General features: G+C 65.6%; 11 protein-coding genes. 3 read left to right on the forward strand and 8 right to left on the reverse strand.

The annotated features are described in order from the left end of the window. Positions 1-188: 188 nt before the first annotated feature. Positions 189-587: an HNH endonuclease gene (locus BUS42_RS46570; protein ID WP_074308918.1), complete on the reverse strand. Its 399-nt coding sequence runs from the start codon at positions 585-587 to the stop codon at positions 189-191. Then, positions 587-853 carry a hypothetical protein gene (locus BUS42_RS19490; RefSeq protein WP_074308919.1) on the reverse strand — a complete coding sequence of 89 codons (267 nt, stop codon included), beginning with the start codon at positions 851-853 and terminating at the stop codon, positions 587-589. The genes BUS42_RS46570 and BUS42_RS19490 overlap by 1 nt, the downstream gene beginning before the upstream one ends. A gap of 548 nt (positions 854-1401) precedes the next feature. On the opposite strand from BUS42_RS19490, the gene BUS42_RS19495 reads away from it, so the two are divergent. After that, on the forward strand, positions 1402-1830 hold the full coding sequence (locus tag BUS42_RS19495; protein WP_074308921.1) for a DUF2780 domain-containing protein: 429 nt from the start codon (positions 1402-1404) through the stop codon (positions 1828-1830). Positions 1831-1965: 135 nt separating this feature from the next. Continuing rightward, on the forward strand, positions 1966-2232 hold the full coding sequence (locus BUS42_RS19500) for a hypothetical protein (RefSeq protein ID WP_074308923.1): 267 nt from the start codon (positions 1966-1968) through the stop codon (positions 2230-2232). A 61-nt stretch (positions 2233-2293) separates the two neighbouring features. On the opposite strand, the gene BUS42_RS19505 is transcribed toward BUS42_RS19500, so the two are convergent. The 3 genes from BUS42_RS19505 to BUS42_RS19515 form a co-directional block, all read right to left on the reverse strand. Continuing rightward, positions 2294-3664 carry an RNA polymerase sigma factor gene (locus BUS42_RS19505; RefSeq protein WP_074308925.1) on the reverse strand — a complete coding sequence of 457 codons (1371 nt, stop codon included), beginning with the start codon at positions 3662-3664 and terminating at the stop codon, positions 2294-2296. A gap of 510 nt (positions 3665-4174) precedes the next feature. Next, positions 4175-5542: a DUF1501 domain-containing protein gene (locus BUS42_RS19510; protein WP_074308928.1), complete on the reverse strand. Its 1368-nt coding sequence runs from the start codon at positions 5540-5542 to the stop codon at positions 4175-4177. A 32-nt stretch (positions 5543-5574) separates the two neighbouring features. Then, positions 5575-8070, reverse strand: a complete 2496-nt coding sequence (locus BUS42_RS19515; protein WP_074308930.1) for a PSD1 and planctomycete cytochrome C domain-containing protein — start codon at positions 8068-8070, stop codon at positions 5575-5577. Between the two features lie 358 nt (positions 8071-8428). On the opposite strand from BUS42_RS19515, the gene BUS42_RS19520 reads away from it, so the two are divergent. Then, positions 8429-8836: a hypothetical protein gene (locus BUS42_RS19520; RefSeq protein WP_074308932.1), complete on the forward strand. Its 408-nt coding sequence runs from the start codon at positions 8429-8431 to the stop codon at positions 8834-8836. A gap of 250 nt (positions 8837-9086) precedes the next feature. Here the strand turns inward: BUS42_RS19520 and BUS42_RS19525 are convergent, their stop codons facing one another. From BUS42_RS19525 to BUS42_RS19535, 3 genes are all read right to left on the reverse strand, one after another. Then, positions 9087-10487 (reverse strand): DUF1501 domain-containing protein, encoded by a 1401-nt coding sequence (locus BUS42_RS19525; protein WP_074308934.1) that lies wholly within the window; start codon positions 10485-10487, stop codon positions 9087-9089. Between the two features lie 140 nt (positions 10488-10627). Continuing rightward, positions 10628-12067: an ABC transporter ATP-binding protein gene (locus BUS42_RS19530; protein WP_074308936.1), complete on the reverse strand. Its 1440-nt coding sequence runs from the start codon at positions 12065-12067 to the stop codon at positions 10628-10630. Next, the gene (locus BUS42_RS19535; RefSeq protein ID WP_074308938.1) at positions 12067-13311 is read right to left on the reverse strand and encodes an ABC transporter permease; all 1245 of its coding nucleotides are present in this window, start codon (positions 13309-13311) and stop codon (positions 12067-12069) included. The genes BUS42_RS19530 and BUS42_RS19535 overlap by 1 nt, the downstream gene beginning before the upstream one ends. Between the last annotated feature and the right edge of the window lie 161 nt (positions 13312-13472).

Consider the following 13472-nt stretch of genomic DNA (forward strand, 5'->3'; position numbering starts at 1 on the left):
CAACCCGCTTGCAACCGTTGGGAACGCTGACGAAACGACTTCCCGGAATCGGACCACCCGTCCCCTCAGAAATCAAGAAGCTGTTTTTGTCAGCGGTCCTGAAACACGGCAATACATCCATCAACAATCAATGTTCATTTAGATTTGTCCGCGTAAAATTAAGTATTGACACCGATTTTCTCGCAGGACTAAAATTCGCCGCGGGCTAGGAGTTCGGCCCGAAGCTGAACCCGCCGCCCCTCATTCATAGCGAGTACTTCGACAGTCGTTCTGCCGACCGGCGTAAGGCCCGAAATTGCCGGGTCCCGAAACGCAAAATGCTCGCCCCAGAGTTGATGCCTGGGGTCAAAAAGTCGCTCGATGCTTCCGGTCTCGGGATCAATGCCCGTAAGATTCGGCCCCTTGAATGCGTTGCATCGTTCACAGGCGACACAAAGATTGTCCGGGTTGTCTCCCCCGCCATGCTGCCTCGCAATGATGTGTTCAACGTGAAAGGCGACGAATGGCTGGGCCGCCTGGGGCAGACGACAATATTCGCATCGCTCGTGGGCTCTCTGGCGAACGAGCCGCCGGGTCGCGGCATCCATCAGCCGTTCGGCCGCTGGGCCAGTACCGACCGGGCCTTGGCCTGAAGAATGCTGATAACATCAATAGCGTCGACGTAGGCAAGATACTCAGCCCGCTCCTCGTCGGTGAGTTCACCTTCATTACTCTTTTCGGCCAGTTCGTCAATTCGGGTCTGCACCTCAGGTGTCGCCCGCATGGCCAACAGTTGGTTGGCGAATTCGACGGGCATCATCTGACCGACCGGCTCGAGAAGTTGAGAAAGAACGTTCGTCGGTGTCGGATTCATCTGGCCCTCACTCTCAAAATCTGCCGGCCCACAGCGGTTTACCGCTGTGTTGCTCACGTCTGGGTGGCTGGGTCCATACTCGGCCCCCGGCCTTTTTGTCCCTGAGCACCTTTCACCTAGCGTATCACTTCCGGCAAATTGAAACATCCTGAACGATTTCAGAGAAGCAGCCTCGTCCCGGCCTCACAAGACACGACCTTCGCTGGCAAGTCGACCGAAAACCGACCCCCAAACCCCGAGGTCGGCGCCATCGGCACGATGAAATTCAGCGATCTTGCAAATTCTGATGATTTGACTTGCGGCCGAGAGCCTGGCAAGTGATAAGTAAGGGAACCCCGTCGACCTCGCTCTCTGCGACAGTAACACCATCGGCCTCGATCTACGGCCGGCGGGATCCGGGCCGTCCTTGTTCGGCGGCCCCAGCGCCCTCTCCGTTCCGTCGTCGGCCCTGGACCGAGGGCCACCACACCCTCGCGGCCGGCCCTGATCCGTTGTCGCTCGTGACTGACCCGCAGCGTCCGACGAACCACAAAAGAGGAGCGATTGCGATGACCGACCTCGTCACTGCACTGTCCTCACAAACCGGGATCGACGGCGAGATGGTCAAGAAGGGTCTCGGGACCTTGCTGACTTTCCTCCAGAAGAGTCTCCCGCCCGACCTCTTCAGCAAACTGCAAGCCGCCATCCCAGGCGCATCGGAGTTGCTCTCGGCCCATGAGCCCGAACCAGGGGGGACGGGCTCGGGCCTCCTGGGCATGGTCACGGGCTTGGCCGGCAAACTGTTCGGCAGCCACGCCGAGCACGGGCCCCACCTGCTGACGGGACTCTCCCACGCCGGCTTCAGCGCCGAGCAGATCGAGAAGTTCCTCCCCCAGGCGTTCGAGCAACTCAAGGCGATCCTCCCCGCCGAGCTTCTCAAACAGGTCAAGGAGGCGCTCCCCACACTCGCAACACCGGCCGAGGCCAGCGACGGCTGAGCCAACACGCAACGGCCCGCGTTTGGGTTGCGTTGCGGGCGGTCCCGACCCAACCACCGTTACGGCGCGGCGACCCACTCGGGGAGGGTCGTCCCGTTGGCGAATCCGATTGATCCATGAGGAGGTCACCAAGTCATGGAGCCGTTCCACGCGTCATTGGCCGATGAAGACGGCCAGGCCATTACCGAAGTTGAGGGAACGATCGAGTCCCCGGAAGAAGCCCCCGGGACCCGTTCCGGACAATTCGAGTTACCAGACAACGAGTCGTTTATGCAAGGCGTCATGGACGGAAAGACCTTCCGCCTCCAGGTCGACGGCGGAGACGCATTTACGATCAAGGTCGAGTCGGTCTCCGTCAGTTCGCGGTCAGGGTTTTCGGAGGCCTCGTTCTCGACCCTTTAATCGGAAAATTTCCACATAGGTGGGGGTCCTTACGTACCCGAACCGAATTTGCATTCACGATTTAATTGGAAGGACGAGGGGACCGAGCGGGGGGAAGTGACCGCAAAATCAGGTCCAGTTTCGTTTCAAGGGCGCGAACACGTCGATCCAGCGACTCGAGATCGAGGGGGCCCATGGATGTCCGGGCACGTCGCAGTTCCATCTCGCCTTGCGCATAGCGTAGCTCCACTTCCGCGATGTCCGCAACAGTGCCCCGCGCAGCCTCGTGTAACAGTCGCGCCTTCTTCGCCACTTCCTCGACTCGATCAAGGTACTCCGCAACCGCAGCCACTTTCTCATCCGGAGTGATGGCGAGTTGCAACTCGGCGTTCTTCTCCTGGGTTAATGCGTCGAGAAATCGGTCAAGGCTGATCCGTCCTTGGTCGTAAAACGGCTGCTGAACCTCCCGGCGACGGCGGGCCGACTCGACCAGTTTCTTGAGTGCGGCAATGTCGTCGGGGGCCGCCTCGGTGGGCGACGACTTGGCGAGGTCAGCCGGCACGGATTCCGGCTTCGGCTGGCCCGCGGTCTCCTGCTGCCCGATCAGGGTCCTCCCGCCGACCCCGAGCAGAACCAGCGCCACAGCGCCCATCGCGGCGAGCTTCAATTTGGTCATTAACATGGATCCGATAACTCCTTGAGTGAGTGTCAGCACTGTTATTGAAATCACGCCCGTGAAAACACCCTGGCCGGTCGTGAGCGTCAACGCTGTTTGCGTCGTGGCCTCCACGAGCGCAGGAGGGACCGCCGCTCTCGGGATGATCCCGACGCCAGGAAGCTCGCCAGGGACCATCCAACCTCGACGCAGCAGACGCGACTTCAACCGCTCCTTGGCCCTCATCAACCGCACGCTGATCGTCCCCACAGGGCAGTCCAGCCGATCCGCGGCCGCCTCATAGGTCAGGCCCTCGAGATAGCAGAGGATCACCGGCTCGCGGTATTTCTCCGGAAGCCGGCCCACCTCTTCGTGGAGCAGGGAGAGATCCAGGGGCGTTCCGTTGCGGTCGGCTCCTGTCTCCGTCCTCACCGCGACCTTTCGCTCATGGCCGCGGCGACGCGCCTGATCCGTTCTCAACCGGTTCGCGGCGCGTCGGGCGACCCCGAAGAGCCAGCTCCCGAGCGAATCCCGCAGTCGGATCGACCCGGCCCGCCATGCCAGGATCAGGAAGGTGGCCTGAAAGGCGTCCTCCGCGTCGTGGGGATCGTTGAGCACGTTGCGGCAGACGTCGAACACCATCGGACCGTGCCGGGTCACCAACGCCTCGAACGCCGCCTCATCCCGATGGGTGAGGAACCGGTCGAGCAGTTGTCCGTCGGTCAGCCCCCCGGTCGTCCCCGCCTCAAAGAGGCTCCTGACCGACCGGAGCAATCCGCCGTCCCTCTCGATCGTCATCTCCTTAACCTCTCTCCCCATAACGCGTCTCATGGCCAATAGTGCCATGAGACACGCCGGCGCTTTCAAAAAACTTTCCTGACTCGATCGAATTCCAGGGCCTGCGGTTTCGATTGGAGTCGCCCGGTGAGCGATCCTCACGCCGGCCCGATGTGGGGAATCAACCCGGTGCCGTTGCCACGGTGACAAAGGAACCAGCCTATGCAAAGGCCCAAAGCCAGGGAGCGATCCGCTCCCCGCTCGACGTCCAAGCGGGCGAAATCCCTGGCACCACGATCGGTGCCGTCCCTGGGTCGTTTTGGTCTTCGCTCGCCTTGCAAAGGCGAGCGGGGAGCGGATCGCTCCCTGGCTTCCGATGGACGAGGAGTCCCCCGGCAACAGGGCGACAGACTCCGCCGTTGGGGTTGCCCATTGCCGAACCGACGGCCAGGGCGGATCGATGCGAATTTCGCCTCGGTCCGCCCCTTCGACTTATCGCTCACCGCACACTTGCGGAACAGCAATTCATCTTCACGCGATTACGTCACGAACCACGTTCCCGTGGACGTCGGTGAGCCGGAAGTCGCGGCCCGAGTAGCGGTAGGTCAGGCGGGTGTGGTCGAGTCCCATCAGATGCAGGATGGTGGCGTGGAGGTCGTGGACGTGGACCGGGTTCTCGGCCGGGCCGTCGCCGTACTCGTCGGAGACGCCGAAGCTGAACCCGCCCTTCACGCCGCCACCGACCAGGAAGCAGGTGAAGCAGCGGCTGTGGTGGCCCCGGCCTTTGGGAGTCAGGTCTTGCCAGGGGGTCCGGCCGAACTCGGAGCAGCCGACGATCAAGGTCTCCTCGAGCAAACCGCGCTGTTTCAGGTCGTTCACCAGCGCAGCCATCGGCCGATCGATGTTGCGCGACAGGGCGCGGTGGTCGTCGATGTCATTGTGGCTGTCCCAGTTCGTGTTCGAGCCGACGTCGAACAATTCGACGACCCGCACCCCGCGTTCGATCAAGCGGCGGGCCACGACGCACTGGGCGGCGAACGAGCCGGGGTCGTCGGCCTTCGCGCCGTACGATTCCAAGGAGGTGCGCGACTCCCGGCCCAGGTCGAACGCTTCGGGCGCTTCGCGCATCAGGCCGTAGGCGGTGTCGAACGTGGTCATCCGCGACGCCAGGGCGACGTCGCCGTCGCGGGCCGTGAGGTGGGCCTCGTTGAGGTCGCGAAGCATCAGGCCCTCGAGCTCCCGCCTCGTGACCGACGCGATCGGGCTCTTGGCATCGGGAAGGGGGCTTGGGCCCGGGACCACCCGCACCCCTTTGTGGTAGGCGGGCAGGAAGTTCGAGTCCCAGACCTGGAACCCGTTGTACGGCTCTTTCGCCGCCAGCACCACGAACGAAGGCAGGTTCGTGTTGAGCGTGCCCAGGCCGTAGCTCACCCACGAGCCGATGCTCGGCATCGGGATCGTGACCGAGCCGGTGTGCATGCCCAGGGTCGCAGCCGAGTGTCCGGCCGAGTCGCCGTGGACCGTGTGCAGGAAGCAGACGTCGTCAATGACGCCGCCGACGTGCTCGAACAGCTCACTGACCATCTTGCCGCTCGCCCCCCGCGGCCGGAACTTGTAGGGCGAGGCCAGCACCTTGCGGTTGCCAACCTTCTTGTCATGGTCTTGTTGCAACTTCGGCTTATAATCAAACGTATCGAGATGCGAAAATCCACCCGTCATAAAGAAGACGATCAGGTGCTTCGCCTTGGCCGGGAAGTGGCCTGGTCGAGGCGCGAGCGGGTGCCCCGCGTTCGCCGCGGCGGCGATCGAGAGCTGACGATAGAGCCCCAGACCGCCGGCCATGGCAAATGCCGAGGCCTGGCGGAGCACGGACCTCCGGTTGGGCGATTCAAGCGCCATGTCCTGGCTCCTCCCTTTCGGTCGTGCTTCAGTCAGTCGACATAGAGGAATTCGTTGGAAGCAAGTAGCGCCCGGGTCAAGCCGGCCCAGGCCTCGCCAGGGCGGCGGTCGGCGGGCACCCCTTCGTCGGCGAGGCTCCGTTCGTAACGCGTCAGGAACGCCCCTGCCCTGTTCTGTTCGTCGGCCGTCGGTACGCGGCCGAACGCGCGAAGGTAGGCGAGCCGGAGTCGCGCCGACAGGTCGGCCCCATCGGCGAGCAATCGACCCGCGAACCGTTGCGACTGGTCGTGCACGAACGGGTTGTTCAGGAGGTAGAGCGCCTGCAAGGCGACGGTCGAGCTATCGCGAGCGGGGGTCGTCACACTCGTATCAGGGCCGTTGAAGAGGGCCAGGTACGGGTGCGGGTGGAGTCGCTGCACCATCAGGTAGACGCTCCTGTGCTCCGACGGGTAGAGCGCCTTGAACTGGTGGTGCGCGGTATACCTCCATGTGTTCACGTCGGGAAACGGCTGCGGCCCCGGTCGGTCGCGTTGCAGGTTGCCCCCCAGGGCGAGCAGGCTGTCGCGCAGCGCTTCGGCATCCAGGGGGCGGCGATCGAACCGCCAGTAGTAGGTGTTGCCGGTGTCGATCGCCGCATCGGCCGAATCATGTTCGGAGGCAAGCTGATAGGTCTCCGAGAGCATGATCCGACGGTGGATCGCCTTGACCGACCACCCTTGGGCGATGAAGTCGGCGGCCAGCCAGTCGAGCAATTCGGGGTGGGTCGGCGGGATGCCTCGGAGGCCGAAGTCGGAGGGGGTCGCCACGATCGCTTTGCCGAAGTGGTGCTGCCAGATCCGGTTGACCATCACCCGGGCGGTCAGGTGCCGCGGCGCGCCCTCGGTGAGCCAGCGGGCCAGCGCGAGCCGGCCACTGCCCGTCGCGGGCAGGTCGATGGTCCCGTCGGGTTCAAGCACCTTGGGAACTCCGCGCGTGACGAGTTCGCCGAGCTTGTGCGGGTCGCCGCCGACTTGCAGTTTCACGTCGGTCGGATTGCCGTCGCGGACGGCGTAGGCCGAGGGGGCGAGGGCCAGCGGCCCCGCCTCGGTGACCTGCTTGATCTCGCCGCGAAGTTGGTGGAGTTGGCTCTCGCGGTTCCGGATGGCCTTGGCCAGCTCGACCTTCGCGGTCTCGAGCGCCTCGGCCCGTTCGCTCGTCCCGGCCGCGCCCGCGAGAAACTCCGCCTCGGCCACCGCAAAGCCGAGGTCGCGCACCCGCTTCGTGGCCTCGCCGCGGGTCTCGGCCTCGGCAAGGTTCGCCTTGAGCCGGGCGAGGTGCTCGGCTTGCTTCGTCTCGAAGTCCTTGAGCCGGTCCGGCGGCACGAGCGGCGCGAACTCGCTCGGCTTGCGGTCTTCCTCGGCCCCGGCGAACGGATATTTGGCGCCTGCGAAGAAGCCGTAGAGCGCGTAGTAGTCGCGGGCCGTGATCGGGTCGAACTTGTGGTCGTGGCAGCGGGCGCAGCGGAGGGAGAGCCCGAGCACGACCTGGCCGGTCGTATTGAGCGTGTCTTCGATGATCTGGTGGATGTCCTCGAGCTTCGTCGTGCCGAACCGCTTCGCCTGGGCGACAAACCCGGTGGCGATGACCCGGCGGGCGTAGTCGTCGCTTGGGCCGTCTCCGGCCAGAATGTCGCCCGCGATCTGCTCGTGGAGGAACCGGTCGTACGGAATGTCGGCATTGAATGCGTCGATCACGTAGTCGCGATAGAGGTAAGCCTCGCGGATCGGGTAGTCGGAGTTATCCCCGGCCGTGTCGGCATACCGCGCGAGGTCGAGCCAGTACCGTCCCCAGCGCTCGCCGTAGCCGGGCGATGCAAGCAACTCCTCGACCAGCCGAGCAAAGGCGTCCGGCCGCTCATCGGCCACGAACGCCTCGACCCGATCGGGCTCGGGCGGCAGGCCGATCAGGTCAAAGTATGCTCGGCGGACCAAGGCGCGACGGTCGGCTTTCGCGACCGGGTGGAGCCCCTTGGCCTGCTGCCCCGCGGCGATGAACCGGTCGATCGGCTGAGTGCCCCAGCCGGTGGAATCTCCGGGTGGCACGACGGCCCGCAGCGGCTCGAACGCCCAGTGCGCCTGCCCCTCGATCGGCTTCGCCGCAGCGGCCTTCGGCCAAGGGGCACCGGCGGCAACCCACGCGACCAGGTCGTCCTGGACCGTCTTCTGAAGCGGCTTGGTGGGGGGCATCTTGAGCGATTCGTCAGCGTGACGGACCGCCTGAATCAGCAGGCTCCCCTCGGGATCGCCCGGGACCAGGGCCGGACCATTCTCGCCGCCGGCCAGCATCGCCTCCCGTGAGTCGAGCCGGAGCCCGCCGCTCGCCTTTTTCGCGCCGTGGCACTTCACGCACGTGCTGGCGAGCACCGGCCGCACCTTGAGCTCAAAAAAGCTCTCCGACGCCGCGTCAGGCGTGCCCGCCCAGGCATTTGATCCCCCGGCCAGCAAGCCCGTTGCCAGGACCAGGCTCAGACTCAGAGTCGTCCGGCTCATTTCGAGGCACCTCCGCGCTCCGACCGCGGGAGCAGACCGTCTGTTAAACAAGCTTCCAACGAAGCTCCACAATACTATCGTCGCGACCGCAACGGAAGAATGAATCCAGGGAATTTCTCGAAGGAAGTGAGGAAGAGGAAGCCCAACTGGTGGGCCGCCCTTGCGTCCGGGAAGCTCGCCTGCTGAATTCGATTCCGAGGCGGGCGAAAACCGCGCGGGAACCGTCCCCAAGCCTGATCACGGCGGCTCAGAGTCTGTCCCATAAGGGTGATAGGCAGCTCCGCTCGCGTTAGAATTACTGGAGGCTGGTTGCGTTCTACTGCCATAGATTCTCTTGGCGATGAGGGGATAAGATCCCGTGGACGAATCCGACTATTGGGGGAGACTCGAGTATCGCGTCTGCGACGAACTCGCCGGGCTCAGTCACATCGTCGGTCGCTTTTACTGGTGTGATGGCTTCGTGCCGGACCAATACATCCTCGACGGCCCGAGCCCCTGCATTCTCGGCCGTGCCTGGTTGGTGATCGGTACCAACTATGATGAGCTATGGGCGTTTACGCTGCTGCTCAATCGGTCGGTACTCTCAGTTGAGGAAATCGATTGGTCCGCACTACTCCCGGCCGACGATGTGACGCGATGGCTCACTGTCGACCGAAAGCGCAAACAACTCATCCTCGAACCCTCGGCCGCCGTTCTCGACAAGGCGCCCCCTACTCCCAGGGGCAAACTCAACGGCATGGATCGTCCCGACGGGCGGGCCTGCTGAATATCGACATCATGCCGCCAGCGGCCTCGGATGATGGAATTCGTCGCCCACGTCCGAGGGCTCAAGGCGATGGAGCATCAGCTGGATCCTCGCCAGCTTGATGAACGCCTCCGACGTCGGTGATGTCGCTGGGGTAGTGATGGGTTCTCATCCCCTTGCTACGTCGTCTGGCACCCACTTGTTCCACTTATGGGACAGACTCTGACACCAGTTACGACCGCCCACGAAGCTTGAGCTTGCAACGGGCCGGTCATGCGGTGGCGATCAACTCGGGAATCGCCTGGCCGTTGGTGACGATCGGGGTGGGGCGGCCGGCGTGGTCGGGGATGGTGACGCTGGCGTAGTCGATGCCGAGGTGCTGGTAGATGGTGGCGAGGAAGTCTTGCGGGCCGACTCGGCGGTCGGTCACGTCTTCGCCGCGACGGTCGGTGGCGCCGATCACCCGGCCGGTCGTGATGCCACCGCCCGCCCAGATCATCGAGTTGGCGCGTGGCCAGTGGTCGCGGCCCGGCTGTACGGTTCCCGCCGGGGCGCTCGCCTGGCCGCCGCCGCTGCTGGCGACGTAGCTGATTCGAGGGGTCCGGCCGAACTCGCCGGTCACGACGACGAGCACGCGCTTGTCGAGGCCACGGGCGTAAACATCTTCAATCAAGGCCGAGACCGCCTGGTCGAAATAGGTGGCGCGGAACTTGAGAGCGTCGAACACGTGGTGGTTCACGGCGTGGTCGTCCCAGTTCGCCACCCGACCGCAGAGGGGGCCGTCGAACGTGGTCGTAACCACCTCGACACCCGCCTCCACCAGCCGCCGGGCCATCAGGCACTGCTGGCCCCACTGGTTCAGGCCGTACCGCTCGCGGAGCTTCGGGTCTTCCCGGGTCAGGTCGAACGCGCGGGCGGCCTCCGGGCTGGTCAGCAGGTCGAGCGCCTGCGACTCGAATCGATCGATGGCCTCGACCGTGCCGGAGGCGTCAAGATCGCGCCGGAAGTCGTCGAACGAGTGGCTGAGCCGGAGCCGACCACGGAGCCGGTCGGCCTGAGACGGGTGAGAGAGCCCCACGTTCGGCACCCGGAAATCGGGCGCACTGGGATCACCATGGAGCGCGAACGGCTCGTAAGACCCGCCAAGATAGGCCGGCCCGGCGATCTGAAAGTTATCGTACCGCGTGATCGGGTTGACGCCGATGTAGTTCGGAAGCGCGCGCCGGGAGTCGGATCGCAAGTAGTGGGCCACCGACATGAAATCGGGGTATTTCGGCCCCGGCTTATCCTGGGCGTCGGGGTCGCCGCTGAGGAGTTGCAGCGAGCCGGCCGGGTGGCCGCCCCCGGTGTGGGCCAAGGAGCGGAGCACGGTGAAGCGATCGGAGATCGCCGCCTGACGCGGGATCAGCTCCGTGAACTGCAAGCCGGGCGTCTTCGTCTCGATCGTGGCGAACGGGCCGCGGAACTCGCTCGGGGCGTCGGGCTTGGGGTCGTAGGTGTCGAGGTGGCTGCACCCACCGCGGAGCCAGACCACGATCACCGCCGTCCGCTCGCGCGGCGCGACCGTGGCGGCCGACGCCTCGCGGAGCCGGAGCATCCCCGGGAGTGACAACATGCCAAACCCGGCGAGGCCGGCTCGGAGGATCTCACGTCGGGAGGCAGTCGCGGGCATGGTCGACCTCGGCTCTTTTGATCAGGCGCATCCCTGTTCTTGAACCTTAGTTTAACCGGAGGGGTCACAACGGGAAAGGTCGAAGCGGCTCTCCACGCGCTGCCAACAGGACTGGGCTGAAGGGGGAGACTTTCGGAGGTTCAGTGGGCGGGCATCGGGATCCAGCGCGGGACGATGGCGCCTGGTTTCCATTGGTTCCGGGCGCGGATGTCGTCGTCGCTGAGCCGCTGGGGCTTCAGGTAGACGTAGTAGTCGTCGGTCCGTTCAAAGAGGTCATCCGTGGGCTCGGCGGACTCGCTGACGACCATGACGCTGGTGAGTCGGAGGTGAAAGTAACCGGCGATCAGCTCGTCATAGCGATCGATGTCGATCCGAAGTGTGAACGGGACAAGCCGGCGGCCGCCTCGAACGTCCTGCACCCGGTCGTTGTCATTGTCGGGGTCGGCCCGACGGATCGGGATCGGCTGCCAGCCCCGGTCGACCTGGACGAAGGCGCGGAGCTCGGGACCGAGCACGTAGAACGGCTTGTCCGGCGCAAAGTTCTCGAGGTAGATCGTGACCTCATAGCCGCCATCGGGTTGATAGACGACGTCGTGGATGTCAGCGCGGAGTTGCTGCATCGCCAGCTCTTCCGCCTTCTTGCGCTCGGTGACCCGCCGCTCGATGGCCTGCCCTTGGAATCGGGCCGAGAGGGTGTCGCAGGCGTAGAGCGCCCCGGCGGCGACGGCGACCCATCCGAGAAACCCGAGGAGGAACCGAACAAACCCGGCCCCCGGCGGCGTCGGCACGACCGCCGCCAAGGCGTCCGGCCCGGCCTCGAACGGGCCGTCAGGGCCGGCCGGCGCGGAGTCCGCGACGGCCACCGCGGCGTTGCGGGACGCAACCTCGGCAAGCACGTGGGCAGGGCGTGGGGCCGAGACGATGCGCCCCGACCGGAGGGTCACCACGCGGTCGGCCCGGGCCGCCAGCGCCTGGTCGTGGGTGACGACGACCAGGGTCGTCGCGTGCGATCGGTGGAGGTCCTGCAACAGACTGAGCACTTCCCACTCGGCCTGTTCGTCGAGGTCGTTGGTCGGTTCGTCAGCCAGCAGCAGGGCGGGCCGGTTGATCAGCGCGCGGGCGACGGCGACTCGGCGTTGCTGGCCGCCCGAGAGTTCGCCCGGATAGGCGTCCCAACGCTCGGCCAGGCCGACCTGACCGAGCAGGTCCCGCGCCCGCTCGTAGGCGTCGGGTTGCTCCACGGCGCCGAGGAGGGCGGGAAGCGCCACATTGTCGATCGCGCGGAGGTTCGGCAAGAGCCCGGCGAACTGGAACAAAAAGCCGAGACGGCGGGCACGGAAGTCAGCCAGGCCCTTGGGCGAGAGCGCGTGGAGGTCCGTGCCGCCGATCGAGACCAGGCCCGCCGAGGGGCGGCAAAGCCCTCCGATCATCCCCAGGAGCGTCGACTTCCCGGAGCCCGACCGCCCGCAGATCACGACGAATTCCCCAGGTTCGATCTCCAGGTCGACGCCATCGACCGCGACGATCGGCCCGCGGATCGTGTGGTAGGTCCGCCCCAGGCCACGCGTGGAGACGAGCATCAGGCCCCCTCCCCACGGACCAGCGCATAGGGCTCAGCGCGACCGGCACGCCAGGCCGGCAGCACCGCGCCGGCGAGCCCTACGACGGCACAGAGCAGGCTGCTGACCACCCCCGCGCCGATCAAGAACGCCGGGCCGGGCAGGACGAATGGGACCTGATACTGCTGGAACTGATAGCCGAGGGTCCGTTCGAAGAGGATCAGGCCCCCTGCCCCGAGAACGACCCCGCAGACCCCTCCGAGGCCGGTCGTCAGGGCGGCCTCGGCCAGGATCAGCCCGACGAGTTGGAGGGGGCGCATCCCGACCGCCAGCAGCAGACCGAGCTCGCGTCGTCGCTCGCTGAGGAGGCCGGTGTAGAGAGCGGCCACCATCAAGGCCGTGGTGAATAAGATCAGGCCGGAGAAGACGACCGAGCCCCCCAGGACCAGCCGCAGGGCCTGGCGAACGGAGGTGCTCAGCCCGTTGCCCGCGACCACCTGGACGTGGGGCCGCCGCGCCGCCGCGAACCGGAACTGTTCCGGGGTCGCCCCCACCCGAAGCCGCACAAGCAGGGCCGTGGCGCGGTCGGTGTCGAGGCCCGTCGCGAACGCGCGCCCCGACAGAACTCGAGCGGCCTGCGCGATATCAGAAACGGTCGCGAACGAGGCGAACATCGCACGCTCGAACGGGCCGACCCCGGTGAGGGCGAGTCGCCCGTAGACGGTAAAGTCGCGATTGAACAGCCTGACCGTGCCGCCGACCGTCTCGGGCCGCCGGCCGCCGACGATCAGGTCGCCCCGGCGAAAACGGCGCCCCAGCGACTCGATCAGCCAGGGGCGCACGGTGAAGTCACGGTCCGGGTCGAACGCGATCAAGTCCTCGATCTGTCCGCCGCCGTGCGACGCGTCGGCACTGGCGCTGGGGAGTCCGAAATAGCGCTGGGGCGCGGCCACGTCAACCCCGGGGAGTGCCGCGAGGGCCGCGATCGTGGTGGGATCGATCGTCGCCTCGGTGGGCTCGACGGTCAGCAAGGCGGCCGTGAGGTTGACCGTCGCCCCCTTGGAGACGACCATCAGGTCGGCCCCCAGCCGATCCAGGCTCGTTCCGGCACTGTTCTGGATCGCCCGACGGAGCACGGTGGCCGTGAAAACCGAGGCGCCCCCCACCGCGACCGCCAGCGCCAGCAGGGCCGCCCGGAGCGGACGATGGCCCAGTCCCTGGATCGCCAAGCGGAAGAAGAGTCGAGACGATCGCGTGATGTTCATTTCTCGGTTTTTGATTCCCAGGCGAGCGAGACTTAGAGCGGTTTTCCTTTGCATTGCGCACAGCGGAGGAAAAAGGGGACTGGCTCCCGGCCCCTGAGCCCTTGAATCTCGCCGAACACTTTGGAGGCCGGGTGCCTGTCCCCTTTTTCCGTGCGCCAGCC

The sequence above is a fragment of the Singulisphaera sp. GP187 genome (assembly GCF_900129635.1).
In the GTDB taxonomy this organism is placed as follows: Bacteria; Planctomycetota; Planctomycetia; order Isosphaerales; family Isosphaeraceae; genus Singulisphaera.